This is a genomic window from Rathayibacter oskolensis (genome assembly GCF_900177245.1).
Taxonomy (GTDB): Bacteria; Actinomycetota; Actinomycetes; order Actinomycetales; family Microbacteriaceae; genus Rathayibacter; species Rathayibacter oskolensis.
The window spans coordinates 17,282-43,265 of record NZ_FXBM01000002.1; the positions used below are offsets into that span (position 1 = coordinate 17,282).

The following is a 25,984-nucleotide window of genomic DNA, read 5'->3' on the forward strand; positions in this document are numbered from 1 at the left end:
CTCGACGACCGGTCGAGGATCGTCGGGCTCTCGTACCAGGGGTCGAACCGCATGTGTCCCACCGTACGGAGGGTGCCGGCCGATATGGTGCGCCTGGTTCCTCCGCAGCTCCGCGGAGGCGGTGCGCTGGTCGTCAGGATCGCCTGGCTCGAAGCGGCGATCCGGAGGCTCGTGCTGGGCGGGCGCTGACCCCGGATCCCCCCGAACGGGCCTTCCGTGCTCGGATCCGGGCCTCGTGCTGGCAGTCTGGCCGCGGCAGCGCGCATCGGGCGCGGTGGTCCTCGGCGAGGAGAGCTTCATGAGCACCATCGAGGGCCGGACGGCCGACGACGGGACCGCCGACGACGGGATGGCCGAGTTCGGCTACCGGCAGTCGCTCGCCCGCAGCATCGGCCGCTTCGGCAGCTTCGCGGCCGGAGTCAGCTACATCTCGATCCTGACCGGCACGTTCCAGCTGTTCGCCTTCGGCTTCGCCAACGGCGGCCCCGCCTACTGGTGGTCGTGGCCGCTGGTGTTCGCCGGCCAGCTCGCGGTGGCCCTGTGCTTCGCCGAGCTGGCGGCGCGCTACCCGGTGGCCGGGTCGGTCTACAACTGGAGCAAGCGCGTGGCCGGGCCGACGGTGAGCTGGCTCGCGGGCTGGATGATGGCCACCGCCTCCGTCGTGACGCTCGCGGCCGTCGTGCTCGCCTACCAGGTGACGCTGCCGCAGATCTGGAGCGGCTTCCAGCTCGTCGGCGACGGCAGCGGCACGAGCGCCGGCGTCAGCGCCGTGATCTGGGGAGCGGTCCTCGTCGCGTTCACGACGGTGGTCAACGCCGTGGGAGTCCGGCTGATGGCGCGGATCAACAGCGCCGGCGTGGTCATCGAGCTCGTCGCCGCGGTGCTGCTCGTGATCGTGCTGGCCGTGAACGTCGTGAACCCGCCGAGCGTGCTGGTCGACACGGCGGGCTACGGCGAGGGCGTCCCGGGAGGGTACGCGGGCGCGTTCCTGATCGCCGCGATCGCCTCCGCCTACGTCATGTACGGCTTCGACACCGCAGGGTCGCTCGGGGAGGAGACGGTCGATCCCCGCCGCACCGGGCCGACCGCGATCCTCCGCGCGGTCGTCGCCTCCTTCGTGATCGGGGGCCTGATCCTGCTCGGCGGCATCCTGGCCGCACCCGACCTCACCGATCCGGCGCTGGCGACGGGCGGCCTGCAGCTCATCGTCCTCCAGGTGCTGGGCGGCCCCCTGGGGCGCGTGTTCCTCGTCTGCGTCGTCGTCGCGATCACGGTCTGCGCGCTCGCCGTGCACACGGCCGGGATCCGGATGGTCTTCGCCATGGCACGCGACAACGCCCTGCCCGCGAGCCGGCTCCTCGCGCGGATCGACCCCCGGCGCCGCACGCCGCTCGCGCCCGCACTCGTCATCGGGGTGCTCGCGGTGCTGATCCTCGCGGTCAACATCGGCACTCCCGAGATCTTCACCGCGGTCACCAGCGTGGCCGTGATCATGATCTACCTGGCCTACCTGCTGGTGACGGTCCCGCTGCTGCTGCGGCGTCTCGCGGGCCGCTGGCCGACTCCGGACGCGCCCGCCGGGTACTTCACTCTGGGGAGGCTGGGGCTGCCCGTGAACATCGTCGCGGTGCTCTGGGGAGCGGCGATGGCGGTGAACCTGGCCTGGCCGCGGGTCGAGGTGTACGGAGACGGACCGCTGCGGTACATCGCATTCGTGGTGATCGGGGGAGTGGTGGCGGTCGGCCTGGGCTGGTACCTGCTGCGGGGCCGGCACCGGCTGGGGACGCTGCCGGAGCACGCGCGCGAGCAGTGAGCCCCGGCACGCGGGACTGAGGACGGACGACGCCCTCTGACCGTTAGCGTGACCGAGGGCGTGCTCGTGTGCACGCGGTCCCCCTCGGGGGATCCCGACGTCGCGGAGGAGGCCGGAGTGCGAGATCGTTCGACCGCGGCGCTGCTCCTGCACGCGACGCTGATCCAGGCCGTCGCGTTCCTCCTGCGTCCCGCCGCGGTCTACCAGGCGATCCAGCTCGACGTGCCGGCCTTCGCGCTCGGCGCGCTCGGCGCCTCCTTCGCCGTCGTGCCGCTCGTGATCGCGCTGCCGGTCGGCGGCCTCGTCGACAGGATCGGCGCGCGGGCGGTGATGGCGTTCGGCTCCCTCGTGACGCTCGCCTCCGCCGCGGTGCTGCTGCTCGCGGGAGGCGGCATCGCGGGCCTGCTCGTCGGCATCGCCCTGCTCGGCGCCGGGCATCTCGGCTGCGTCGTCGCCCAGCAGGCGGTGGTCGCGGGCGGCGCAGCGGGCACTCGCCTCGACAGCCGCTTCGGCTACTACACCTTCGCCGCATCCCTCGGCCAGGCGATCGGGCCGGCGTTCATCCCGGTCTTCGCCGGCGGCGCCGTCCGGCCCGATCCGGAGCCGCTCTTCGTCACCGGAGGCGTGCTCGCCGTGGTGCTGCTCGCGGTGACCGCGGCGGTGCGGTCCTCCCCCCGCCAGGCGTCCGCGCCGTCGCCGGCCGGCTCCACGCTGGGCCTCCTGCGCGTCCCCGGCCTGGCCCGAGCCCTGACGACGAGCGCGGTCGTGGTCGCCGCCGTCGACCTGACCGTCGTCTACCTCCCGGCCCTCGGCGCCGAGCGCGGACTGCCGGCGGGCGTCGTCGGCGCGCTGCTGACCGTGCGCGCGCTCGCGTCGATGACCTCGCGCCTCGTGCTCGGAGTCGTCACCGCCCGCTTCGGACGCACCCGCGTGATGGTGCTCGGCATCCTCGTCTCGGCCGTGTGCCTCGTGCTGGTGGCCCTTGCCGCTCCGACGTCCCTGCTCTTCGTCGCCGTCGCCCTGATGGGCCTGGGCCTGGGGATCGGCCAGCCGATCACGATGTCGTGGCTGATCGAGCGCACCCCCGCCGACAGGCACGGGCGGGCGCTGTCGCTCCGGCTGGCGGGCAACCGCATCGGGCTGATCGCGCTGCCGACGGTGCTCGGAGCGATCGCCGCGGCGGCGGGAGCGGGCGGGGTGCTGGTGGGGACGGGGATCGTGGTCGGCTCGACGCTGGTGCTGCTGCGCGGGGTGCGGCTCGACTGAGGCTCAGCCCGGCCGCAGCCCGCTCACGTGCACGGTTCCAGGCGGGCGACCCGGTCGGAGAGGGTCCCGGTCCCGCCGAGGAGCACCACCGTGCTCGGACGCAGTTCCGCGATGTCGTCGAGGACGGCGGTCGGGACGCAGTCGGGCTGCACGGCGTAGAGCGGGCTGTCGGTGTAGCCGGCCGCCGTCGCGCCGGCGAGGGCGTCGGGGAAGTCCTCTCCCGTGGCGAGGTAGACGGTGCTCGCCGAGGTGAACGCGGCGCTCATGAGCCGCTCGGACGTGTCGTAGCGGTCGACTCCGCCGATCCTGGTCGATCGGACCGGGAGCGACCTCGCGATGCCGTCACTCACGGACAGGGCGCTTCCCGCGATGGTCACCGAGGTCACTCCGAGATCCGCGACGAGTCGCCGCGTCCGAGAGTCCGCGGTCGCCAGGCCCCCGTTCACGAGGAGCACGGGTGCGTCGAGGGAGCCGGCCGCCGCGGCAGCGCTGAGCGCGTCGGGGAACTTCTCCCCGGTCGCGAGCCACGCGGTCGACCACCCGTTGGGGAACGCGTCCCGCACGATCTTGTCGGCCGTGTCGTAGCGGTCGACCCCTCCGATGCGCTGCACGGTGCCGGAGTAGGCCCGCAGCTCGCGCAGCAGGGCGTCGCTGACGCTCGCCGACGAGCCGACGACGACGATCCTGTCGGGAGTCAACCGCGCCAGCTCGTCCCTGACGGGCTGGGACATCGAGTCGCGATCGACGAGGAGCAGCGGTCCGCCCTGCCTCGCGGCGGCGGGAGCGGCGCTCAGCGCGTCGGCGAACCGCTCGCCCGTCGCGATGTAGACCACCGGGACGTCGGGAGCGAAGGTGGCCCTCGAGATCGCGACCGCCGTGCCCTGCCGGTCGACACCGGCGAGGCGCTCGACGGCGACCTCGGTCGCCACGGTGACGACCTGGTCGATGAGGGGATAGCTCCTCGGCGCCACGACTCCGAAGCCGTCCGCACCCTCCCACCGGCCGATGGCCTCGACGTGGACCTCGCCGCCGTCGCTCGGGTAGCACTGCTCCGAGTAGGTGGTGGACTCGAGTCCCGGGAGCGTGTCGACGAGCACACCGTCGAGGAGGATGTCGACGGAGTAGGTGCCGATCGAGTCGAGACCCTGTGCGAAGACCGTCACGCAGAGCTCCAGCGGTCGGCTCGAGCTCGCTCCGGAGAAGTTGTTGACGAAGGGCGGCAGCCGCTCGCCGACGTACTCGACCGGTCGTCCGTACCGGTCGGAGCCGACGAGAGTGGAGGTCGCGGTGATGAAGACATCGCCCGGCCACGGCGCGGGCATCGTGAACTCGTGATACCCGGGTCGGGTGTAGCGCTGCTCGAACACCTCGATCGTCGCCGTGGGGTCTCGGGGATCGATCTGGTGGCCGCGGAGGACGACGTCGCCCTCGGGCCGGGCGCCGTCGGCCAGAGCGAAGGTGAACCCGCCGTACAGCTCCTCGTCGCCGCCGCTCGCCGAGAGATCGATGATCCGCCAGGTCGTCAACGACCCCTCCGAGACCACTGCCTGCGTCCGGACCGCCGGCGCGAACGGCTCGTCGACGGCGCGCGGGATCTGCCAGAACAGGACCGTGTAGGTGCCCGGAGCCAACCCGCTCCAATCCTGCGAGACGTGGCGGTCCGAGCGGATCTCCGTCTCGATCCGGGGCCCGTGCGAGCTGCCGTCGGGGTCGAGCAGTTCGTAGCGGACCCAGCCGCTGACGTCCGCGGTGTCGAGCGTCGCCTCGAAGTCGACGATCACGCGGTCGCCGTAGTCGGAGGTCGTGTACTCCGCGATCGTCAGCGCCGACCCGTCAGGGTTCAGGTTCGACGGTTCGGCGCGGGCGGGCGTGGCGACGACAGTCGTCGCCACGACGACGAGGGCGGCGATCCAGCGGCTGAGAACGGAACGGTTCACGGGCGGTGCGTCCTTCGGGGAGGGGCCGGCGGGGCGGGGATGGGAGGAGGGGAGACGGCGGTCGGGTTCATCGGGGGATCGGCCGCACGCGCCGGGGCGCGGACCTCGTCGGGCGCGCCGGCCACGGTCATGCGGTCGCCCACCGGCTCGTGAACTGCTCGATCCGGTCGACGTGCTCGGCCAGCAGGCCCTGGTCGGGGTCGGTCCTGATCAGCAGCGTCGGAGGCGTCGTCGAGTCGGCCCAGCGGAACGCGTCCCGGCCGAGCACGTCGTCGATCCAGACGATGCAGGTCGGACGCTCGTCCGCGTCGATCCGGTCGATCCACCTCGCCACCGACTGCAGCTTCGGGGTCTCGCCGGTGAACCCCTCCTGCGCGGGGAGGCGGTCGACGAGGGTGACGCGCTCGAAGCGGGCGCCGCTGCCGACGGCGTCCGACAGCGCGGTCGTCACGTCGAGGTGGGCGGACGACGCCCAGGCGAGCCGCCCGAGAGCGCGGATCCTCTCGAGGTGCCGCAGGCGGTCGGGGGTCAGTCGAGCCGTGAACCTCTGCTCGACAGGGTCCAGCGCCACGACCGGATCGAGCACCCCGTCGACATCGACGAGGATCAGCGCCGTCATGGTCGATCCGGGAGACGGAGGAGGTCGGACGACGGCGGCCCGTCGGTCGCCTGATCGTCGAATCCGGTGCCCGCGTTCACTACGAGGCTCCCCTCCGTGGCGTCGGTCGTGCCGATCCGGATCGTCGCCGTCGCACGGGTCGTCCAGTCGCCGCTGCGGACGGCGCCCTCGAGACGGACGAGCCCGTTCGGGCCCCAGCTGTCGTCGACGTGTCCGACGCGCAGGGTCACCCGTCTCGTCACGGTCTCGCCGAGGTGCGAGCCGACCAGCACGACGTCCTGCCCGGGCTCGGGCACCGGACGGCCCCCGGCCGGCGTCGCGAGGATGAGGGGCGCGGCCGAGAACTCGGGCGGCGCCGGTTCGAGCCCGGCCCTCGGGGAGTAGAGCCACGCCTCGGGTCCGGAGTCGGGGAGGACCCGGACGCGGCCGGAGAGCGGCTCGCAGTCGGCGTCGAGGCCGCGCATCTCCGGATAGGTCAGCTCGAGAGCCGTGACCGGCAGTCGGTCCCGACAGGTCCCCCTCCTCAGCACGGTGCCCGCGAAGTGCGACGGCGGCACGGGCGCCCCCGAGTGCACCGAGGTGAGGCGGTACCCCGCCAGCTCCGCCTCGACCGACGCCACCGTTCGGCCGAAACGGCGCTCACGGCCGGTCGCCGTCGAGAGCGCACCCCAGACGAGCACCCGGTGCAGGAGGACCGCACGGGCGGGCGCCGCAGTGTCGGCCATGTCCGTGTCCTCTCGGGGGATCCGTGACGAGGGGCCGCGCCGCACCGTCCGGTCGTTGCGAGCGTAGGGGGTCCGAACTCGGCGCACCAGAGAGAAGAATCACCTGGTCGGGCCGCGAGAACGCCGTGTCACCGGTTCGGTGACGGACGCTGGTCGCGGTGTCGCGGCCCCCTTACTCCTCCCGCACCTCGCTCGCCGACTTGTCCGCCCGCCACCCGCGCCACACGCTGTGCCGCAGCGTCCCGGAGGCGGTCCGCTCGCGGTAGCGCACCTCGCCGACCAGCACCGGTGACACCCAGCGCACCCCGCGCGACTCCTCCACGGGCACCGAGACGGCCGGCTCGTCGGTCGCGTGCTCGGCCAGCCTGTCGACCAGCCCCCGCCGCTCGCGGTCGCTGAAGCCCGTTCCGACGCGGCCCGAGTAGGCGAGCACCCCGTCGGCGTCGGGGATCGCCGTCAGCAGCGACCCCATCAAGCCCTGCAGCCCGCCCTCGCCAGGGCGCCAGCCGACGATCACCACCTCCTGCACGCGGTGGTGGGTGAGCTTGATCCAGTCGCGGGAGCGGGCGCCCGCCTGATAGCGCGCGGAGCGGCGCTTGGCGACGACTCCCTCCAGCCCCAGCGCGAGGCTCGTCGCCATCGCCTCGTCGAGGTCGCCGTCGAACACCGACGGCACGTGCACCCGCTCGTTCTCCTCCACCAGCTGCTCGAGCGCCGCGCGGCGGACGTCGTACTGCCGGCCGGTCAGATCGACGGGGTCCTGCGACAGCAGGTCGAACAGCATCAGGTGCACCGGAGTCGTGCGCGCCGCCGCCTCGATCTCGCGCGGCTTCACGAGCCCGCCCCGCGTCTGCAGCATCCCGAAGTCGGGTCGCCCCTGCGCATCGAGAGCGACGATCTCGCCGTCGAGCACGGCGTCGACGGACACCGCCTCGCTGAGGGGCCCGAGCAGATCGGGGAAGGCCGCCGTCAGGTCGTTGCCGTTGCGGCTGGTCAGGGTGACGACTCCGCCGCTCACGCGCACCAGGGCCCGGTAGCCGTCCCACTTCATCTCGATCGCGGAGTCGGGGTCGATCTCGCCCGCGCGGCCGGCGGTGGCGAGCATCGGGCGGAGGTCGGTGGTCTTCCGGGGCGTCGGTGCGGGCGATGCTGCGACACCGCGCCCCTGAGGCGCGTGCTTGCCCGGGCCTCCCGTCATCAGGTGCAGCAGCCAGTTCTTCTCGTCGCCCTTCCCGCCCTTCGCCCCGGTGTGCAGCAGCGCGTAGCGGCGCGGCTCGCCGCCGAGCCCGCCGTCGGGCCGCCCGGTCAGCACCGCGATCACCTCCTCGCCCTCGCGCCACTTCTCGAGCGCATAGGTGCCCTCGTCCCAGATGCGCACCTCGCCGCCTCCGTACTCCTTCGCCGGGATCGTGCCCTCGAAGGTCGCGTACTCGAGCGGGTGGTCCTCGGTCTGCACCGCGAGCCGGTTGGGGTCGCCGTCGAGCGGTGGGCCCTTCGGCACGGCCCAGCTCACCAGCACCCCGTCGTGCTCGAGGCGGAAGTCGTAGTGCAGCCGGCGCGCGTGGTGCTCCTGGATCACGAAGGTGTCGCCGGAGGTGACGATCCCGGTGCCCGGATCGGGGACCGGCTCCGGGGTCTTCGACGCGTCGCGCATGCTGCGGTAGGCGGCGAGGCGGTCGGCGGAGGCGTCGGTCGCCGCGAAACCGGCCAGGCGCTCCGGAGTCGGCTCGAGACCCGCCCCGCGTGCGGCGAGCACCGGGCGCAGCAGGTCGCCGTCGGTGCGGAGGCGCTCGACCACCTCCTCCGGGGCCAGGTGCCGCAGCTCGCGGGAGCCGAGCTCGTCCCAGGTGCGCGGCGCCGCCACCCGCGGCAGCGCCCGTCCGCGCAGCGAGTACGGCGCGATCGTCGTCTTCGCCGCGCTGTTCTGGCTCCAGTCGACGAGCACCTTCCCGTCGCGGAGGGTCTTCTTCATGTCCGACACGACGAGGTCGCGGTGGTCGGCCTCGAGCACCTTCGCGAGCTCGTGGGCGACGGAGGAGATCTGATCGCTCGACGCCGACGCGTCCAGCGGGCAGTAGAGGTGGATCCCCTTGCTGCCGCTCGTCACAGGGAACGGCTCGAGCCCCATCCCCTCGAGCAGGTCGCGCGCGAAGAACGCGACCTCTGCGCACTCGGCGAGGCCCGCGCCATCTCCCGGATCGAGATCGAGGACGAGGCGGTCGGGAGGTCGGCGCGCGCCGTCGGACGCGAGCCGCCACTGCGGGACGTGCAGCTCGAGCGCCGCCTGCTGTGCGAGCCAGGTGAGACCGGCGACGTCGTCGACGAGGGGGTACTCGACGTCGCGCGACGAGTGGCTGAGCCGCGCCCGGCTGATCCAGTAGGGCGCGGAGGAGGGCAGGTTCTTCTCGAAGAAGACCTCGCCCGGGTGCTCGGTCGTGCCGACGCCGTCGACCCAGCGCTTGCGGGTCACGGGGCGGCGGGCGAGGTGCGGCAGCATCGCGGAGGCGACCGAGGCGTAGTACGCGAGGACGTCGGCCTTGGTGAACCCCGCCTCCGGGTAGACCACCTTGTCGAGGTTGGTGAGCCGGAGGCGCCGCCCGCCCACCGACACGAGCTGCTGCGAGGAGGCCATGCCTCCCATGCTGCCGTCCGCCGGGGCGCGCGGCGAGGGGCTGGACGGGAGCGGCGCCTCGCGGCGTGCTCTCGGCCTCAGTGGATAGCCTGGCGATCCCGCCCCTGAAGGAGACACTCGTGCCCGAGACGATCACCGACATCCCGCTCACCACCATCGACGGCACCGCGTCGACGCTCGCCGACTACGCGCCGGTGAAGCTCATCGTCAATGTCGCCTCCCGCTGCGGGCTCGCTCCGCAGTACGAGAAGCTCGAGGCGCTCCAGAAGACCTACGGCGAGCGCGGGTTCACGGTGCTCGGGTTCCCGAGCAACCAGTTCCTGCAGGAGCTCAGCGACGAGGACCGCATCAAGGAGTACTGCTCGACCACGTGGGGCGTGACCTTCCCGATGTTCGAGAAGGTCAAGGTCAACGGGCGCTCGGCGCACCCGCTCTACGCCGAGCTCACCAAGACCGAGGACGAGAGCGGCAAGGCCGGCCGCGTGAAGTGGAACTTCGAGAAGTTCCTCGTCACCGCCGACGGCACCGTGCACCGCTTCCGCCCGACCGTCGAGCCCGACGACCCGCGGATCGTCGGGCTGATCGAGGAGTCGCTCCCGTCGTAGCGGCTCGAGCGGCCGTCAGCGGGCGCGCAGGCCCGCTGCGGCGCGTGCCTCGGCGGGCTCGACGCCCTCGGGGCAGACGATGTCGGTCACCTCGAAGGGGGTCGCCCGCGTGAACGGGATCATCTCGATCCCGTCGACGTGGCGCAGCATCACGGAGGCGCCCGTCCCGTCGCGCAGGCTCCGCCGCACCTGCCGCAGGAAGATCCCGGCCATCTCGAGCTCCACGGTGAAGGCGCGACCGCTCACGTCGATCCGGCAGCCGAGGACCGGCTGACTCGTCGTCGACACGGTGTCGGGCACGTGGCGGGCCTCGGTCGGCTCCTTCGCCGCGGCGCTCGGGGTGCTCGTGAAGGTGGGCCGGTCGTTCGTTCGCGCGGTCTCGGTCATCATCGTCTCCGTCCGTCGTCGCGACCGGCGGAGCACCGTCGGTCGCTGAGCACGACGCTACGACCTGACCCTGAGACGGGGGGTGGGCTTGACGAGCGCGAGAATGAGAGGCAGACGGCGCGGGTTCAGGAACCCTGATGCTGCTCCTGCGGGCCAGGGGTCACCCGGCCGGCTCGTCCCACCCGCGCTGCGGCGTCGCGCAGGTCCCCCGGAACACGTACTGCGACGGCAGCTTGCGCTGGTGCGACGACCAGTCGATCGCCGGCCGCCGCTGCTCCTGAGGCAGGTACCCGAGCCGGTACACCGCCATCAGCTCCAGCGAGTCGGGCACCGCCAGCAGCGACTCGATCCGCGCCCACGCCCCCGGCACCTCCATCGGGAACGACACGAACTGGATCCCCATCCCGACCTCCACGGTGGTCAGCCACACGTTCTCCATCGCCGCGCCCATGCTGAACACCGAGTAGAACGACGAGAGCTCGCCCGGCCGGTACTCCGAGCGGTCGAGCATCACGCCCAGCAGCAGCGGCGAGGAGGCGACCAGCCGCCTGTTCTCCTCGCCGAGCGTCTGCGGCACCCGCAGCGAGTTCATCAGGAACTGCCCGCGCCGGGTGAACACCTGCTTGGTGAACGGCCGGAGGGGAGCGGGCAGCCGGTCGAAGAGCATGCCGTCGCGTCGCTGCTCCATCTCGTCGGCGCTGAAGCGGAAGTAGGGCTTGTAGCGCTCGAAGAACGTGCCGTTCGACATCGCGGTCGTCATGCTCGCACCGCTGATCTCGGCGATCCGCTCGATCGTGTCCCGCTCCTCCACGAGCACGAAGCGCCAGGGCTGGCTGTTCAGCTGCGACGGCGCACGGCCCGCCACCTCCATCAGCAGCCGCTGGTGCTCCTCCGAGACCGGATCGGGGAGGAAGGCGCCGTTGGTGGTCTTGCGCCGACGGACGACGTCGAGGAATTCCATGACCGCATCCTCCTCCCGCGGGTGCTCGTCTGCCAGGCGCCCAGGCGCCCCGGCGGCCCGGCTGCAGGGCCTCGCCCGAAACGCGATCGTCTTCCTCCCGTCACGGGCGTGACCCCCTTCAGGGAGCGCTCTGTGCTTAGACTGTGGCTCGCCTCCCCCCTCCCGCCGATCCGAGGACGCCATGACACTCCCCCCTGCCCCCGCTCCGGGGCGTCGATCCGCCTCCGCCGCGCAGAAGCCGCGGCTCCCCTGGGTCGACGTGGCGAAGGGGATCGCGATCACCCTCGTCGTCCTCCACCACGCCTGGCAGTTCCTGGGCGCGACGGGCTGGTCGGTCGCCTGGTACGACGCGGTCGACGTGGCGCTGACGACCCTCCGGATGCCCCTGTTCTTCACGGTGTCGGGCCTGCTCGCCGCGTCCATCGTCACGATGGACTTCAAGACCCTGTTCCGCAAGAAGCTCGCACTGCTGCTCTACCTCTACCTCCTGTGGTCACTGGTGCGGACGGTGATCTTCAGCTTCGTCCCCTGGCCGCTGAGCGACTTCGATCCGCTCGGCAACTTCTTCCTCGCCCTCGTCTGGCCCTCGAGCGGCCTCTGGTACCTCTACGCCCTCGTGCTCTTCACGACCATCGCGTGGCTGACCCGCCGGATGCCCCGCTGGATCGTCGTCGGCGCGGCGACCCTGCTCTCGGTCGCGTTCGCCGCCACCTCGCTGAGCACGAACCTGTGGACCTGGGACGCGATGATCGTCTACCTGCCCTTCTTCCTGGCCGGGATGTCGTGGCGCGCCGCCATCATCGACTTCGTGGCCCGCGAGAAGTGGTGGCTGCCGACCGTGCTCATCGTGGCGTACCTGGCCATCGAGGCCGTGGTGCTCCTCACGGGTCGCGGCGTCGGGCTCTCCCGCATCCCGGTGTCGGCGCTCGCCGTCGTCGCCGGCCTGACGCTCTCGGCGCAGATCGCCACGACCTGGGCCGGGAGGGGCCTCAGCACCCTCGGCCGGCAGACGCTGCCGATCTACGTGCAGCACCCGATCGTCATCGCGATCGTGGTCTTCGTGGTCCCGCCGATCCTGCCCGGCTGGGTCGCCCTGTTCGTCGTGGCGGCGTTCGCGATCGCCGTCTCGCTCCTCCTCCACCGCCTCCTGAACCGGTTCCCGGGTGTGTACACCCTGCCGACGGGCCGCAAGCGGCTCGCGACGCCGCCGGAGCAGCCCCTGGGACCGGGCGCGGGCGAGCGCCGGCGCGATCAGACCCGGTCCTGAAGTCCCCGGGCGGCTCGGCCGGTCTGCACACCGGGGCTGCCAGGCGGACGGGATACCCTCGCAGAGTCCGCGCCGGTCGACGAAAGAGTGCATGCCATGAAGACGAGGGTCATCTTCTACCTCATCGGAGGCGTGCTCATCCTCGGCGCGGGGATCTCCTCCGCCACCACGGGCGGGGCGAGCGTCCCCGACCTCATCACGATCGCCTGCGGGGTGCTGATCCTCGCTCTGGCCGGGTGGCAGTACAGCCGCAGTCACGGCGCGGAGGCGGATCCGCCGAAGGGTCCCGACACTCCCGGCAAGCTCTAGCGGAGCCGGAGCCGCGCCCGCGTCACCGGCGCGAGAGCACGAGCGCGGCCAGCACGAACGGCGCCGCCGCGAGCGCGATCAGCGGATGCCTCCGGCCGTGCGTCCCCGCGAAGGGGATCACGGCGAGCGGCAGGGCGGCGGGCGCGAGCGCCCGGGCCGCCCGTGGATCCGAGCGCAGCAGGGCGGCGAACGCGACCGCCGACAGGCTCGCCGTGCAGACGTAGAGCGCGTGGTGGATCCAGTGCCAACGGCCCGTCCGCACGACGCCGGTCGCCACCGCGGCGCCGAGGGCGCAGTTGGCCGTGTAGCCGAGAGCGGCGGCCGTCATCCAGGCACGCCCGCCGCCCTGCGTCATGACGACTCGCGCGTCAGCAGGAGGCGGTACGGAGCGGCCCGCTCCACCCGCCAGCCCTCTGGCGCCACCGCGCGCAGCTCGGGTGCCGTGTAGCTCCGGCGGACCGAGAGCGAGCCGTCGTAGTGGAGGAACGATCCGTTCGCGAGCGGCCGGGTCGCCACGGCGTAGGCGGTGTACGCGAGCCGCGAGCGCTCGATGTCGTTGTGCAGCGCGCGGGGAGCGAGGCGCTCGGTGTCCGCGAGGAGCGACTGCAGCGCCTCCGGAGAGAGGTGGTGCAGCAGGTGGTTCGACACGACGAGGTCGAACCGCGCGCCCTCCGCCACGAGCTCGGTGCTGCTCGCCCGCCGGAACTCCACTCCCGCGGGGGCGGGCCGGGAGGTGGCGAAGGCGTAGGCGCGCTCATCCGGATCCGCGGCGGTCAGCGACAGGCGCAGCCCGTCCTCGCGCGCCCAGCCGGCGAGGGCGCGGGCGATGTCGCCGCCCCCGGAGCCGATGTCGAGCACCCGTGTCGGCCGGTCAGGACTCAGGAGGGGACGCACCCGCGCCCGGTAGAGCCCGCGCCAGCCGGCGACCAGCCGGTTCACCACCGGGAAGCGCGCGTACGTCGCATCGAGCAGCACGCGGTCGGCGGCGGGGTCGTCCATCAGCTCCTCCGCGTGCACCTCGCGTCGCGCGAGGTCGGGCCGGAGGGGCGCACGGACGCTCACACCGCGCTCCGCTTCGTCAGGAGCGCCATCTCGACCGTCAGACCGGGGCCGAACGCCATCGCGCCGATGCGCTCGCCGTCGGCGGCCTCGCCGTGGAGGAGTCGGCGCAGGATGAACAGGACCGTCGCGCTCGACATGTTGCCGTTCGTGCGCAGCACCTCGCGCGAGGGCAGCATCTGCTCGTCGTCGAGGCCGAGCGCGCCCTGCACCCGGTCGAGGATGCTGCGGCCGCCGGGGTGCACGGCCCAGCGGGCGACCTCGCCGACCGAGACGCCCGCCGCGTCGAGAGGCACGGCGAGCGCCTCCGTGATGTTCTTGCCGATGATCGCGGGGACGTAGGTGCTCAGCCGCATCGAGAAGCCGTGGTCGCCGATGGTCCACGCCATCTCGTCCTCGCCCTCGGGGGTGAGGGTCGAGGCGAGGGAGTCGATCTCGAGCACCGGGGTGCCGGGAGCGGCCGGGCGGGCGGTGACGACCGCCGCCGCACCGCCGTCGGCGAAGACCGAGGAGGCGACGATCTGCTCGGGGTCGTTCGAGCTGGTGAGGTGGATGCTGCACAGCTCGACCGCGACCACCAGCACCACGGCCTCGGGGTCGGCCTCGCAGAAGGCCTGCGCGGCGCGCAGCCCCGGGAACGCGCCGTAGCAGCCCATGAAGCCGAGGTGGAAGCGCTGCGTCGACGGAGCGAGGCCGAGCCGGCGCACGAGCTGGTAGTCGGGGCCGGGGGCGTAGAAGCCGGTGCACGACACGGTGACGACGTGCGTGACGTCGGCCGACGCGAACCCGGCGGCGTCGAGGGCGCGGCGGGCCGCCTCCGTGAAGAGCTCCGGTGCCCGGGCCGTGTACAGCGCGTTGCGGGTGGCGGTGCCGGGGTCGAGCAGGTGCCCGGACTCCCGGTCGTAGAAGACGCTGCCGCCCTCGTGCTCGCCGCGGTCGAGCTCGTCGACGACCGTGTTGCGCGTGTCGATCCCGGAGGCGTTGAACGCCGCGCCGATCAGCCGCGACGCGAGGCGGGTGACGCCCGGCTGCTCGGCGAAGAGGTCGCGGATGCCCGCCTGCTGCAGCACTGTCGGCGGGACCGCGGTCTCGATGCTCCGGATGTGGACGCTCACCTGCGGGAACCTATCGCACGTTCCTGCGGGCGAGCGGGGGCCGCGGGGATCAGAGGATCGGCTTCCCGCCGGTCACGGCGATCGTCGACCCGCTCATGTAGCTGGCGTCGTCGGAGGCGAGCAGCACGTAGGCGTGCGCGACCTCCGCCGGCTGGCCGGGGCGGCCGAGCGGGACCTGCTCGCCGAACTCGGCGACGACCTCCTGCGGCATGGTGGAGGGGATCAGCGGCGTCCAGATCGGGCCGGGGGCGACGCTGTTCGCGCGGATGCCCTTCGAGCCGAGCGCCTGGGCGAGCGAGGCGGTCATGCTGAGCATCGCCGCCTTCGTCGCCGCGTAGGGGAGCAGCTGGTACGACGGCTGGTCCGACTGGACGGAGCTCGTCGCGATGATCGAGGCACCGGAGGCCAGGTGCGGCAGCGCGGCCTTGACCAGGTGGAAGTAGGCGCTGAGGTTCGTGGCCAGGGTGCGGTCCCACTCCTCGTCGGGGATGTCGGTGACCTCCTCGCGGCTCATCTGGAACGCGGCGTTGCTGACGAGGACCTCGAGGTGCCCGAGCGTGTCGATCGTCGTGGCGACGACCTCGCGGCAGTGGGCGGCGTCGCGCAGGTCGCCCGGGAGCAGGAGCGCCTCGCGGCCGGCCTCCCGCACCCACGTCGCCGTGTCCTCCGCGTCCTCGTGCTCGTCGAGGTACGAGATCGCGACGTCGGCGCCCTCGCGGGCGAAGGCGATGGCGACGGCCTTGCCGATCCCGCTGTCGGCGCCGGTGACCAGCGCGACCTTGCCGCTGAGGCGGCCCGTGCCGCGGTAGCTGGTCTCGCCGTGGTCGGCCTTCGGCGTGAGCTCGGCCTCGGTGCCGGGCGGAGTCTGCTCGGGTGATTCCGGAGTCATGGCGGTCCTCTCGTCTGGTGCTTCCATGCAACAGGGTCCGGCGGCGCCTCCCCAGGGGCTTGACGGCCCCGTCAACCCCGCGACAGCGGAGGGGCCGAGGCCCTTCAATGAGTGCACTGCCGCTACTCCGCGGCCATCCGAGGAGGCCCCCATGAGCATGCCCAGCGACCGCGACGGCTCCGACACGAACCGGACCGAGCGTCTGCCCGACACGTCGGCCCACGCCAGCACGGCGTCCGCGACCGGCAGCGTCCCCTCGAGCACGTCCGCCAGCACGTCGGAGTCCGACGCCGCCCACCGCGCTCCGCTCGACCAGGACTCGGCCGAGGCGAAGCAGGCCCGGGCCGCCGCGCGGAAGGACATCCACCAGCGCGAGCGCGAGCGCTTCGGCGGGCTCAAGATCGGCTGCGCGTTCTTCGGCTGGCTCGCGGCCACCGGCCTCGCGGTGATCCTCACCGCGCTCGTCACGGCGATCGGAGCGGCCGTCGTCGGCACGCAGGACGTCGGCGCCGATCTCGCCGCCGACCCCGCCGCCTACGGGTGGGTCGGCGCGATCGCGCTGCTGGTGATCCTCCTCGTCGCCTACTACTCGGGCGGTTACGTCGCCGGGCGCATGGCCCGCTTCAACGGAGCGAAGCAAGGCGTCGCCGTATGGGCGTGGGCGGTCGTCGTCGCGATCCTCGTGGGCATCGCCTCCGCCATCACCGGCGGCAGCGAGGTGCTGTCGGCGATCAGCGGCTTCCCGACCATCCCGCTCGACGCTGGTGACGCCACGGTCGCCGCGATCGTGACGGCGCTCGCCGCGCTGGTCGTCGCGCTGATCGGTGCGGTGCTCGGCGGCCTTGCCGGCATGCGCTTCCACCGCCGCGTCGACCGCGAGGGCCTCTCGGGCCTGGCCGTCTGACCCCTGGCGTACGCTCGACCGGTGCGCGCTCGACGGCTCTCCCTCGACCTGGCCGAGTGGCGTCCGCCGCACCGGCTCGAGGCGCTCCGCGACGAGTACCTCGGCTTCCTCGACCTGCACGGTGAGGAGGCACTCGAGCGCGGCAGAGGGCCGGAGCACGTCACGGCCAGCTGATTCGTGCTCTCGCCGGAGCTCGACCGGGTGCTGCTCTGCTTCCACCGCAAGGGCCGGTTCTGGGTCCAGCTCGGCGGGCACATCGAGGCGGGTGACCCCTCCGTCGCCGATGCCGCCGCGCGGGAGGCCCAGGAGGAGAGCGGCCTGCGCGAGCTGAGGATGCTCGGGCGGCTGCCGGTCGACGTCGACCGGCACGGGCTGGGCGGCGGCTTCGGGCGCTGCAGCCGGCACTGGGATGTGGGCTATGCGGCGATCGCCGACCCCGCGGAGCCGGTGGTCGTCAGCGACGAGAGCGACGACGTGGCCTGGTGGCCGGTCGATGCGCTGCCGGACGACGTGCCTCCGGGGTTCGCGGCCCGGCTCGGCGGCGCCGTCGAGGCCGCTCGGGAGTCACCGCGTCCGCGTCCGTGAGGCACGATGGGGCGATGAGCACTGCGGAGCGCCCCGTCGTCGTCCTCGCCGGCGCGAGCGGATTCCTCGGCACCGACCTCGCCCGTCGATTCGAGGGCGACGGCTGGAGGGTGCGGCGCATCGGCCGCTCCGGCGCCGACGCGCAATGGGGAGACGCCGCGGGCGTCACGCGGGCGCTCGACGGCGTGCGGCTGCTCGTGAACCTCGCCGGGAAGAGCGTCGACTGCCGTTACACGGCCGCGAACCGCGCCGAGATCCTCCGCTCGCGCGTCGAGACGACCCGGGAGCTGCATCGGGCGGTCACCGCGGCGGCGTCGCCTCCGCCCGTCTGGATGAACGCGAGCACGGCGACGATCTACCGTCACGAGGAGGAGCGCGCCAACACCGAGCGCGACGGCGTGCTCGGCGAGGGCTTCTCGGTAGACGTCGCCCGGGCGTGGGAGTCGGCGTTCTTCGCGGGCGCGACCCTGGGCACGCGCCGGGTGGCGCTGCGGATGGCCATCGTGCTCGGCGACGGGCCGGCGACGGCGATCCTGCTGCGGCTCGCGCGCCTCGGCCTCGGCGGTCCGCAGTACGACGGGCGGTGGCCGGCCACCCGAGCGCGGCGCGAGGCCGGGGTGCACCACGAGTACCGGCCGACGCACGGGCGGCAGCACTTCAGCTGGATCCACGTCGAGGACGTGTACCGCTCGATCCGGTTCCTCGAGGAGGCGGACCTCGAGGGCCCCGTCAACCTCGCGTCACCGAATCCCAGCGACAACACCGAGCTGTCGCGGCTGCTGCGCGCCGCCGTCGGGCGCCGCGTGGGCGTACCGGCTCCCCGCTTCGTCCTCGAGCCGGCCACCCTGCTGCTCCGGACCGAGCCCGAGCTCCTCCTCAAGAGCCGCTGGGTCGTCCCCGCCCGCCTCGAGGACGCCGGCTTCGCCTTCGCCCACCCCCACCTGGCCGCGGCCCTCCGCGACGTCGCCGCCCCCTCCCGCTGATCGCACCCTGCGCTGGGCCTGGATCTCGAGTGTCTGAAAGTTGTCGTACTCGAGTGTCGAGTACGACAACTTCTGCGGAGTGGACCTCGCTCTGCCGGGAACAGGCTCGAGCGGTCAGGACTTGGCGACGCGCGCCGCGATGTCGCGACGGTACTGCCCGCCGTCGAGGTGGATCAGGTCGAGCGCCCGGTAGGCGCGCTCCCGCGCCTCCGTGAAGTCGGCCCCGCGGGCCACCACGTTCAGCACCCGTCCGCCCGTTGCCACGTAGCGCCCGTCGACCAGCTGCGTCGCGGCGTGCGCGAGGGTGACCCCGGGCACGGCCTCCGCCGCCTCCAGCCCGCTCAGCGCGCGGCCGGTGACCGCGTTCTCGGGGTAGCCCTCGCTCGCGAGCACGACCGTGACGGCGACCTCGTCGGTGAAGGCGGGCCACGGGACGGAGGCGAGCGACCCGGTCGCCGCCGCGAAGAGCAGGGCCGAGAGCGGTGATGCGAGGCGGGGCAGGACGACCTGTGTCTCGGGGTCGCCGAAGCGGGCGTTGAACTCGATCACCCGGATGCCCGCGCGCGTGACGATCAGCCCGCAGTAGAGGAGTCCGACGAAGGGCGTCCGCTCGCGCTCGAGCTGCCGGATGGTCGGGATGGCGACGGTGTCGATGACCTCGTCGACGAAGGCGCGCTCGCTGGGCCAGCGGTCGGCGAGCCAGGGGAGCGGCGAGTAGGCGCCCATCCCGCCCGTGTTCGGGCCCTCGTCGCCGTCGCCGAGGCGCTTGTAGTCCTGGGCGGGGGAGAGGGGGACGACGTCGTGGCCGTCGGAGAGGAGGAAGAGCGACACCTCCTGGCCCGCCAGGAACTCCTCGATCAGCACGTCCCCCTGCTGCAGCCAGAACTCGGCGTGCGCGACGGCGGCGCTGCGCGACTCCGTCACCAGCACGCCCTTGCCCGCCGCGAGCCCGTCGGCCTTGACGACGTAGGGGGCGCCGAACTCGTCGATGACGCGGTTCGCGTCGACCAGGGTCGAGACGCGGGTGGCGCGCCCGGTGGGCACGCGGGCCATGTCCATCACGCGCTTCGCGAAGGTCTTGGAGCCCTCGAGGGCGGCGGCGGCGCGGTCGGGGCCGAAGGTCGCGATGCGGCGCTGGCGGAGCGCGTCCGCGACTCCGGCGACGAGCGGTGCCTCGGGGCCGATCACGACGAGCTCGATGCCCTGCTCGAGCGCGAACTCGGTCACCAGGCGCGGGCTGTTGGTGTCGAAGTGGATGACCTCGACGTCGCGGGCGATGCCGGCGTTGCCGGGGGCTGCGATGATCTCGTGCTGCTCCTGCTCCGCGAGGAGGGCGGTGATGATGGCGTGCTCACGGGCACCCGAGCCGAGGACGAGGATCTTCACCCTGACAGGATAGGCCCGGCCCCCGGAACGCCGACCGCCGCCCGTCCCGGGACGACACCGGCCGCGATCACGGAGCAGGACCCGCCGCGACTCCCGGCAGGATGGACGCATGGCCAAGGGACGCATCGACGAGCAGAGCGGGCAGGCGGCGGTGCGCGCGGCGCTCGCCGGAGCGGTCGACCGCTCCACGACGGCCACGGCGGTCAGGTTCCTCCTCCAGATCATCGAGACGACCGTCCCCGGTCGCAGCGTCGAGGTCCGCGTCCCGCCGTTCGGAGCGGCCCAGTGCGTGGAGGGGCCCGGTCACACCCGCGGCACCCCGCCGAACGTCATCGAGATGGACGCCGCGACCTGGCTCGCGCTGGCGACCGGCGCTCTGCCCTGGGTCGAGGGGCTCGCGAGCGGCAGGATCCACGCCTCGGGTGTCCGTGCCGATCTCACGCCGTTCCTCCCCATCCTCCGCGTCGTCTGATCGCGGGGAGGGAGGCGCCGGAGAGCGCGCTGATCGGCACCGATCGACGTCTCCCGCGATCCCGCGGACGGCGCATTAACTTCTCGTAAACGCAGCCGCCCCCTCTGCCGGAGGGTTTGACGCGGACCCCCGCGTCCGCTTGTCTGGGAAAGTTCCCCCACTGCGGCAGGAGTCCTCTCCGAGTCGCCGCTCGATTCTTGGAGTCCTCCGCCAGATGCGCACCCCCGACCACGGCCGACGAGGCCTCTCCCGACTCCTCTCCGCGGCGGCCATCAGCGCCGTCGCCGGAGCGGCCATGCTGGGCGCCGCGCCCGCGCAGGCCGCCGACGAGAGCGTCATCGACGTCTACACGATGAACGACTTCCACGGCCGCCTCGAGGCGACCGCCGGCGCCTCCGTCTCGCAGAGCACCGCAGGAGCCGCCTCGATCGCCTCGGCGTTCGCGACCCTGAAGGCCGAGAACCCCGACAACTCCATCCTGGTGTCGGCGGGCGACAACGTCGGTGCGTCGACCTTCACCTCGCTGGTGCAGGACGACAACCCGACCATCGACGCGCTCAACGAGATCGGCCTGAGCGCGACGGCGATCGGCAACCACGAGCTCGACCACGGCCGCGAGGACCTCGACGGGCGCATCATCCCGCGCGCCGACTACGAGCACATCTCGGCGAACCTCCTCGAGAAGGGCACCGACGAGCACGCCTACGCCCCCTCCTACGTGCAGGACTTCGACGGCGTGAAGGTCGGATTCATCGGTGCCGTCACCGAGGACCTGCCGTACCTCGTCAGCCCCGACGGCATCGCGACGCTCGACGTCGCCTCGATCGTCGACTCCGTGAACGACGAGACCGCGCGCCTCCAGGACGGCATCGACGACAGCGCCGACGCCTCGATCCCCGTCGCGGACAAGAACCTCGAGGCCGACGTCGTCATCGCCGTCATGCACGAGGGCGCCGCCTCGCCCGACGTCAGCTTCACCGACCCGGCGTCGGTGTTCGGCTCGATCGTGAACGGGATCGGCGGGAACGTCGACGCCATCGTCTCCGGCCACACTCACCAGGCCTACAGCCAGGAGGTGACGGTCGACGGCAACACCCTCCCCGTCATCCAGACCGGCAGCTACGGCACCTACCTCGGCCACCTCGAGCTGACCGTCGACACCGCGACGAAGGATCTCACCTCGATCACCTCGAACCTCGTCGACCTCCTCACTCCCGTCGAGGTCACGAACCCCACGACGGGCGTCGTCTCGACCGTCTACCAGCCGATCTACAGCGCCGACTCGACCCCCGTCGGCCAGTCGGTCGCCGCGCTCGTGCAGGACGCCGTCGACGTCGCGAACGTCGAGGGAGCCGTCTCGATCGGCTCCGTCACCGGTGACATCCGCCGCGGCGTCCAGTCCGACGGCAGCGAGAACCGCGGTGCCGAGTCGACGATCGGCAACCTCGTCGCCGATGCTCAGCTGTGGGCGACGCAGGAGGATCTCGGGACGCAGATCGCGTTCATGAATCCCGGCGGCATCCGTCAGGACATCACCTACGCCTCCAGCGGTGAGGGCGACGCCGACGGCAACGTCACCTACCGCGAGGCCGCCATCGTGCAGCCCTTCGCCAACACGCTCGTCACCGAGACGCTGACCGGCGCGCAGATCAAGACCGTCCTCGAGCAGCAGTGGCAGCCGGGCAAGTCGCGACCGGAGCTGCACCTCGGCATCTCGGCCGACCTCTCGTACACCTACGACCCGACCGCCGAGGTGGGATCGCACATCACGGGCGTGTTCTTCCAGGGTGAGCCGATCGCCGATGACGCCACCTTCAAGATCGTCACGAACTCGTTCCTCGCGGCGGGCGGCGACAACTTCACCGAGCTGGGCAACGGGACCGACAAGGCCGACTCCGGCCGCGTCGACCTGACCGCGTTCACCGACTACATGGCGGCGTACTCGCCGGTCTCGCCCGACCCCGCGTCGCGCTCGATCGGCATCGTCGAGACGAGCGAAGAGGGCGCCGAGACGCTGAGCTACGAGCTCTCCTCGCTCGACGTCAACAACTCCGCCGTCCGCGACGACGAGGTCCAGGTGCTGATCGACGGTCAGCAGGTGACCACGGCGCCGATCGACCACAGCGTCGTCGACACGACCGACGAGCAGGGCCGCGCCTCGGTGAGCTTCTCGGTGAGCGAGCTGTCCGCGGGTGACCACGAGCTCGAGTTCGCCCTGCCGACCACGGGCGTCTCGGTCCTCTACACGCTGACCGTGACGGACGCAGCCGGCCCGGGCACCACGCCCGAGCCCACGCCCACCCCGTCCGAGACCGTGATCCCCACGTCTCCGTCGACGCCGGCTCCTGCCGTCCACGCCCCGACGACGCCGACGAAGCACCTCGCCGCGACCGGCATCGACGCGACTCCCGCCTTCGCAGCGGGCATCGCGGCCCTGCTCCTCGGCCTGGGGATGTCGGCGGCGCGCCTGCGCCGACGCACCCTGACGAAGTAGCGGCGACCCGCACGCAGAAGGCCCCGCGAGGATTCGCGGGGCCTTCTGCGTGCCCGGGGAGATGCAGGAACGCCGCCTCCCACCCGGGAGACGGCGTTCGAACGCGATGAGGTGCTGTCGCTGAGCGCGGGGCTCAGTGCTGGGCGGGGACCTGACGGTAGCCGTCGCGGCTGGCGACGAGCACCGTCGACACCGTGCCCCACGCGGCGAGGGCGCTGAGGACGACGAGGATTGCGATGCTCATGAGTGTTCTGCCTTTCGTTGTGGCGGGGTCTGGTCCGTCCGCCTCTGATGCTCTGTACAACGTCTACTGTGCCCCCGGCTGTTCCTTAGGACAATCGATGAGTTCTTGGCCTGACGTGTAGCTTTGCTTCATGGACGTGCGGCGACTGGAACTGCTCAGAGAGCTCTCGATGCGGCGCTCGATCACGGCGGTGGCGGAGGCGACCCACCGCACCCCCTCCGCCGTCTCGCAGCAGCTGAAGGTGCTGGAGCGCGAGGCCGGCGTCCCCCTGATCGAGCGATCGGGACGGGGGGTCGTGCTCACCGCCGCCGGCCGCGAACTCGCGCGCAGCGCCACCGAGATCGCCATCGCGCTCGAGCGCGCGGACGCGGTGTGGCAGACCTTCAAGAACAACCCGATCGGCGAGGTGACGATCGCGACCTTCCCGACGGCCGGGCAGATGCTCCTCCCGAACGCTCTGGTCGCTCTGCGCAGCGTCGAGGGTCTCGTGGTGCAGTGCGAGGACGTCGATCCGGGAACGGACGAGTTCGCCGATCTGACCGCCGACTTCGACATCGTGCTCGGCCACTCGCCGAACGGCCGCAGCGCCTGGGCCGGGCGAGGGCTGGCGATGGCCGAGCTGATGGTCGAACCGCTCGACATCGCTCTGCCGCTCGACCACCGCCTCGCCGACCGGCCGACGGTGACGGCCGCCGACCTCGTCGGCGAGACCTGGATCGGCGTGCCGGACGGGTTCCCCTTCGAGCGGATCATGCAGGAGATCGAGACCGCGTCGGGCGGGCCGGTGCGAGTGGAGCAGCGCTTCGCCTCGACGAGGGTGACGGAGGCGTTCGTGGCGGCGGGCCTGGGCATCGCCGTCCTCCCGCGCTACACGGCGGGGATGGCGGGGATCGTCGTCAAGCCGCTGCGCGGGGTCAGCTCGGTCCGGCACATCGTCGCTCTGATGCGCCCCGACCGGGCCGAGCGCCTGTCGGTGCGGACGGTCGTGCGCGAGCTGCGCGCGCAGGCCGGTCGCCTCGTGCACGCGATGTGATCGCGCCTCCGGCCGGCGCGTCGGGGGAGCAGGAGCCGGGACCGCAAGAGGTCCGCGGGGATCCGTCTGCGGGGGACAATGGAGCCATGACCGATCCGCTCGACTCCTCGCCGCGACCCGACGACGTCGAGATCATCCGCGAAGAGGTCGAGATGCGCCGGTCGCCCCGGGTGTGGCGCATCCTCGCGCTGGGCGCGGGGCTCGGCGCGATCACGGCGTTCGTGCTCACCTTCGCCCTGCCCGAGACCGAGGGCTTCTCGACGGGTCAGATCTTCGGCTTCAGCCTGCTGCTGTTCATCACGCTGTTCGGCGCTCTCGCCGGCCTGGTCGTCGTGATCCTCGATCGAGTCGTCGGTCGCCGGGTCGTGCGGGTGGCCGCGGAGCGGACGGTCGCGCGGGAGTCGGCGGCCGACACGTCGGAGCCGCTCGAGACGCCGGACTCGCTCGAGACGCCCGGCCCCGCCGAGACGCCCGGCGCCGGCGACGAGCCGGACGTCCCCGCGCGCTAGTGGTCAGCGGCCCTTGCGGGTCGTCCGGCGCGCCTGGTTCTGCGTGGCGCGCTTCGCCTTCTGCGCCTTCGAGACCCGGCGCGCGATGAAGGTCAGGATGAACGGCAGCAAGCGGTAGATCACGGGGACTCCTCGTCTGGGTGCGCTCGGTATCGCGCACGACAACGATCATGCGGGGTCGGCGGCCCTCCGATCACCCGCTTGCGCGCCGGCGAGGGGTGTGCGGGTCGCGCGGCCGTCAGCTGAGCTGCGTGCGCTCGACCCAGTCCAGGTACTCCGGAGTCACGGTGCCGGTCACGTAGTCGCCCGTGAAGCAGCTCGTCTCGAGATCGGTGACGTCCGACCCCTCCAGGATCGCCGCCTTCATGTCGGCGACCTCCTGGTAGATCAGGTAGTCGGCGCCGATCGCCTCCGAGATCTCGGGGATCCTGCGGTTGTGGGCGACCAGCTCCTGCCGCGAGGGCATGTTGATCCCGTAGACGTGCGGGTAGCGCACGGGGGGCGCGGCGGAGGCGAAGGTGACGGTGTTCGCGCCGGCCGTCCTCGCCATCTCGACGATCTCCTTCGAGGTCGTCCCGCGCACGATCGAGTCGTCGACGATCAGCACGTTCTTGCCCTTGAACTCGCTCGACATCGCGTTGAGCTTCTGGCGCACCGACTTCTTGCGCACCGCCTGGCCCGGCATGATGAACGTCCGGCCGACGTAGCGGTTCTTGTAGAAGCCCTCGCGGTAGGGGATCCCGAGCTTCTGCGCGACCTGCATCGCAGCCGGGCGCGAGGAGTCCGGGATCGGCATGACGACGTCGATCGCACCGCCCGGCGTGTAGGCGGCGATGGTGTCGGCGAGCCGGTCGCCCAGGCGCAGGCGCGCCTCGTACACCGAGATGCCCGACAGCACGGAGTCGGGGCGGGCGAGGTAGACGTACTCGAACGAGCAGGGGATGAGGCGCGGGTTCTTCGCGCACTGGCGGCTCGTCATCCGCCCGTCGGGGGTGATGAAGATCGCCTCGCCGGGGGCGACGTCGCGCACGATCTCGAAGCCCTGGGCCTCGAGCACGAGCGATTCGGAGGCGACCACCCAGTCGTCGGGCGCCGCGACGTTCGAGCGGCGGCCCACGATGAGCGGGCGGATGCCGAACGGGTCGCGGAATGCGAGCAGGCCGTGACCGGCGATGAGCGCGATGGTGGCGTAGGAGCCCTCGACGCGCTCGTGGACGCGCGCGACGGCGTCGAAGACCTCGTCGGCGTCGAGGTCGCGGCCCGAGATCGACGCCTGCAGCTCGTTCGCCAGGACGTTGACCAGGAGCTCGGTGTCGGAGGTCGTGTTGAGGTGGCGGCGGTCGACGCGGAAGAGCTCCTCGGTGAGCTCGCGCGTGTTCGTCAGGTTGCCGTTGTGGATGAGGATGATGCCGTAGGGCGCGTTCACGTAGAACGGCTGCGCCTCCTCCTCGCGCTCGGCGTTGCCCTTCGTCGCGTAGCGGACGTGGCCGAGGCCCATCGTGCCGATGAGCGAGCGCATGTCGCGGGTGCGGAACGCCTCCCTGACCTGCCCCGCCGCCTTCTTGATGTGCAGCGTGCTGCCGTCGGCCGTCGCGATGCCCGTCGAGTCCTGGCCGCGGTGCTGCAGGAGGGAGAGGCTGTCGTAGATGGACTGGTTGACGGGTCCCGAGGAGACGATTCCAACGATTCCGCACATGCCGGATGGGCTCCCAAGGGGATGCTGAGGGGGATGGACGGTCCATCCTGGCACGCGGGCGGCGCATCCCCTAATGGTTCGCCCTCGGCGGATC

The 25,984-nt window shown here is 72.2% G+C and carries 25 protein-coding genes; 13 read left to right on the forward strand and 12 right to left on the reverse strand.

Annotation, left to right across the window (positions count from 1 at the left end; all coding sequences use genetic code 11):
* Window positions 1–298: 298 nt before the first annotated feature.
* Both B9Y99_RS09240 and B9Y99_RS09245 read left to right on the forward strand, forming a co-directional pair.
* Window positions 299–1,813 (forward strand): APC family permease, encoded by a 1,515-nt coding sequence (locus tag B9Y99_RS09240; protein WP_085477326.1) that lies wholly within the window; start codon window positions 299–301, stop codon window positions 1,811–1,813.
* A gap of 117 nt (window positions 1,814–1,930) precedes the next feature.
* A complete protein-coding gene (locus tag B9Y99_RS09245; protein ID WP_085477327.1) occupies window positions 1,931–3,079 on the forward strand; it encodes an MFS transporter in 1,149 nt (382 codons plus the stop codon).
* A gap of 23 nt (window positions 3,080–3,102) precedes the next feature.
* Here the strand turns inward: B9Y99_RS09245 and B9Y99_RS09250 are convergent, their stop codons facing one another.
* The 4 genes from B9Y99_RS09250 to B9Y99_RS09265 all read right to left on the reverse strand — a co-directional run bounded on the left by B9Y99_RS09250 (window position 3,103) and on the right by B9Y99_RS09265 (window position 8,992).
* Complete coding sequence (locus tag B9Y99_RS09250) at window positions 3,103–5,016, reverse strand: cell wall-binding repeat-containing protein (RefSeq protein WP_085476348.1); 1,914 nt, start codon at window positions 5,014–5,016, stop codon at window positions 3,103–3,105.
* A gap of 127 nt (window positions 5,017–5,143) precedes the next feature.
* The gene (locus B9Y99_RS09255; protein ID WP_085476349.1) at window positions 5,144–5,635 is read right to left on the reverse strand and encodes an HAD domain-containing protein; all 492 of its coding nucleotides are present in this window, start codon (window positions 5,633–5,635) and stop codon (window positions 5,144–5,146) included.
* Complete coding sequence (locus tag B9Y99_RS09260; RefSeq protein ID WP_085476350.1) at window positions 5,632–6,360, reverse strand: hypothetical protein; 729 nt, start codon at window positions 6,358–6,360, stop codon at window positions 5,632–5,634. The genes B9Y99_RS09255 and B9Y99_RS09260 overlap by 4 nt, the downstream gene beginning before the upstream one ends.
* Window positions 6,361–6,532: 172 nt before the next feature.
* Window positions 6,533–8,992 carry an ATP-dependent DNA ligase gene (locus B9Y99_RS09265; RefSeq protein WP_085477328.1) on the reverse strand — a complete coding sequence of 820 codons (2,460 nt, stop codon included), beginning with the start codon at window positions 8,990–8,992 and terminating at the stop codon, window positions 6,533–6,535.
* 119 nt (window positions 8,993–9,111) lie between these two features.
* On the opposite strand from B9Y99_RS09265, the gene B9Y99_RS09270 reads away from it, so the two are divergent.
* The gene (locus tag B9Y99_RS09270) at window positions 9,112–9,597 is read left to right on the forward strand and encodes a glutathione peroxidase (protein ID WP_129587979.1); all 486 of its coding nucleotides are present in this window, start codon (window positions 9,112–9,114) and stop codon (window positions 9,595–9,597) included.
* Window positions 9,598–9,612: 15 nt separating this feature from the next.
* On the opposite strand, the gene B9Y99_RS09275 is transcribed toward B9Y99_RS09270, so the two are convergent.
* On the reverse strand, window positions 9,613–9,984 hold the full coding sequence (locus tag B9Y99_RS09275; protein ID WP_085476351.1) for a hypothetical protein: 372 nt from the start codon (window positions 9,982–9,984) through the stop codon (window positions 9,613–9,615).
* Window positions 9,985–10,144: 160 nt separating this feature from the next.
* Window positions 10,145–10,945 (reverse strand): nitroreductase family protein, encoded by an 801-nt coding sequence (locus tag B9Y99_RS09280; protein WP_085476352.1) that lies wholly within the window; start codon window positions 10,943–10,945, stop codon window positions 10,145–10,147.
* A 181-nt stretch (window positions 10,946–11,126) separates the two neighbouring features.
* Here B9Y99_RS09280 and B9Y99_RS09285 point away from each other — a divergent pair, with 181 nt between their 5' ends.
* Together B9Y99_RS09285 and B9Y99_RS09290 are read left to right on the forward strand one after the other, a co-directional pair.
* The gene (locus B9Y99_RS09285; protein ID WP_085476353.1) at window positions 11,127–12,212 is read left to right on the forward strand and encodes an acyltransferase family protein; all 1,086 of its coding nucleotides are present in this window, start codon (window positions 11,127–11,129) and stop codon (window positions 12,210–12,212) included.
* A 96-nt stretch (window positions 12,213–12,308) separates the two neighbouring features.
* Window positions 12,309–12,521, forward strand: a complete 213-nt coding sequence (locus B9Y99_RS09290; protein ID WP_085476354.1) for a hypothetical protein — start codon at window positions 12,309–12,311, stop codon at window positions 12,519–12,521.
* Between the two features lie 22 nt (window positions 12,522–12,543).
* Here the strand turns inward: B9Y99_RS09290 and B9Y99_RS09295 are convergent, their stop codons facing one another.
* Genes B9Y99_RS09295 through B9Y99_RS09310 form a run of 4 tightly spaced genes read right to left on the reverse strand, consistent with a single transcriptional unit; the run spans window position 12,544 to window position 15,584 of the window.
* Window positions 12,544–12,876 (reverse strand): hypothetical protein, encoded by a 333-nt coding sequence (locus B9Y99_RS09295; protein WP_085476355.1) that lies wholly within the window; start codon window positions 12,874–12,876, stop codon window positions 12,544–12,546.
* Complete coding sequence (locus B9Y99_RS09300; protein WP_244274854.1) at window positions 12,873–13,583, reverse strand: class I SAM-dependent methyltransferase; 711 nt, start codon at window positions 13,581–13,583, stop codon at window positions 12,873–12,875. Before B9Y99_RS09300 ends, B9Y99_RS09295 begins: the two co-directional genes overlap by 4 nt.
* Window positions 13,580–14,695, reverse strand: a complete 1,116-nt coding sequence (locus B9Y99_RS09305; protein WP_085476356.1) for a type III polyketide synthase — start codon at window positions 14,693–14,695, stop codon at window positions 13,580–13,582. Before B9Y99_RS09305 ends, B9Y99_RS09300 begins: the two co-directional genes overlap by 4 nt.
* Window positions 14,696–14,744: 49 nt before the next feature.
* On the reverse strand, window positions 14,745–15,584 hold the full coding sequence (locus tag B9Y99_RS09310; RefSeq protein WP_085476357.1) for an SDR family oxidoreductase: 840 nt from the start codon (window positions 15,582–15,584) through the stop codon (window positions 14,745–14,747).
* A gap of 151 nt (window positions 15,585–15,735) precedes the next feature.
* Between B9Y99_RS09310 and B9Y99_RS09315 the strand changes: the two genes are divergently transcribed.
* Genes B9Y99_RS09315 through B9Y99_RS09325 form a run of 4 tightly spaced genes read left to right on the forward strand, consistent with a single transcriptional unit; the run spans window position 15,736 to window position 18,056 of the window.
* A complete protein-coding gene (locus tag B9Y99_RS09315) occupies window positions 15,736–16,488 on the forward strand; it encodes a hypothetical protein (protein ID WP_085476358.1) in 753 nt (250 codons plus the stop codon).
* Between the two features lie 21 nt (window positions 16,489–16,509).
* Entirely contained in the window at window positions 16,510–16,662 is a 153-nt protein-coding gene (locus B9Y99_RS18760) for a hypothetical protein (protein ID WP_165759577.1), read from the forward strand.
* 3 nt (window positions 16,663–16,665) lie between these two features.
* The gene (locus tag B9Y99_RS09320; RefSeq protein WP_129587980.1) at window positions 16,666–17,073 is read left to right on the forward strand and encodes an NUDIX hydrolase; all 408 of its coding nucleotides are present in this window, start codon (window positions 16,666–16,668) and stop codon (window positions 17,071–17,073) included.
* A gap of 14 nt (window positions 17,074–17,087) precedes the next feature.
* A complete protein-coding gene (locus B9Y99_RS09325; RefSeq protein WP_085476359.1) occupies window positions 17,088–18,056 on the forward strand; it encodes an epimerase in 969 nt (322 codons plus the stop codon).
* A gap of 114 nt (window positions 18,057–18,170) precedes the next feature.
* On the opposite strand, the gene purD is transcribed toward B9Y99_RS09325, so the two are convergent.
* Window positions 18,171–19,442 (reverse strand): phosphoribosylamine--glycine ligase, encoded by a 1,272-nt coding sequence (gene purD, locus B9Y99_RS09330; protein WP_085476360.1) that lies wholly within the window; start codon window positions 19,440–19,442, stop codon window positions 18,171–18,173.
* Window positions 19,443–19,551: 109 nt separating this feature from the next.
* On the opposite strand from purD, the gene B9Y99_RS09335 reads away from it, so the two are divergent.
* The 4 genes from B9Y99_RS09335 to B9Y99_RS09350 all read left to right on the forward strand — a co-directional run bounded on the left by B9Y99_RS09335 (window position 19,552) and on the right by B9Y99_RS09350 (window position 24,194).
* A complete protein-coding gene (locus B9Y99_RS09335; RefSeq protein WP_085476361.1) occupies window positions 19,552–19,914 on the forward strand; it encodes a sterol carrier family protein in 363 nt (120 codons plus the stop codon).
* A 214-nt stretch (window positions 19,915–20,128) separates the two neighbouring features.
* Entirely contained in the window at window positions 20,129–22,408 is a 2,280-nt protein-coding gene (locus B9Y99_RS09340; RefSeq protein ID WP_085476362.1) for a bifunctional metallophosphatase/5'-nucleotidase, read from the forward strand.
* A gap of 374 nt (window positions 22,409–22,782) precedes the next feature.
* Window positions 22,783–23,685, forward strand: coding sequence for a LysR family transcriptional regulator (locus B9Y99_RS09345; protein ID WP_085476363.1), 903 nt, complete (start codon window positions 22,783–22,785; stop codon window positions 23,683–23,685).
* Window positions 23,686–23,771: 86 nt separating this feature from the next.
* A complete protein-coding gene (locus tag B9Y99_RS09350; RefSeq protein ID WP_085476364.1) occupies window positions 23,772–24,194 on the forward strand; it encodes a hypothetical protein in 423 nt (140 codons plus the stop codon).
* Window positions 24,195–24,432: 238 nt separating this feature from the next.
* Here the strand turns inward: B9Y99_RS09350 and purF are convergent, their stop codons facing one another.
* Window positions 24,433–25,890 carry an amidophosphoribosyltransferase gene (gene purF, locus B9Y99_RS09355; RefSeq protein WP_085476365.1) on the reverse strand — a complete coding sequence of 486 codons (1,458 nt, stop codon included), beginning with the start codon at window positions 25,888–25,890 and terminating at the stop codon, window positions 24,433–24,435.
* Between the last annotated feature and the right edge of the window lie 94 nt (window positions 25,891–25,984).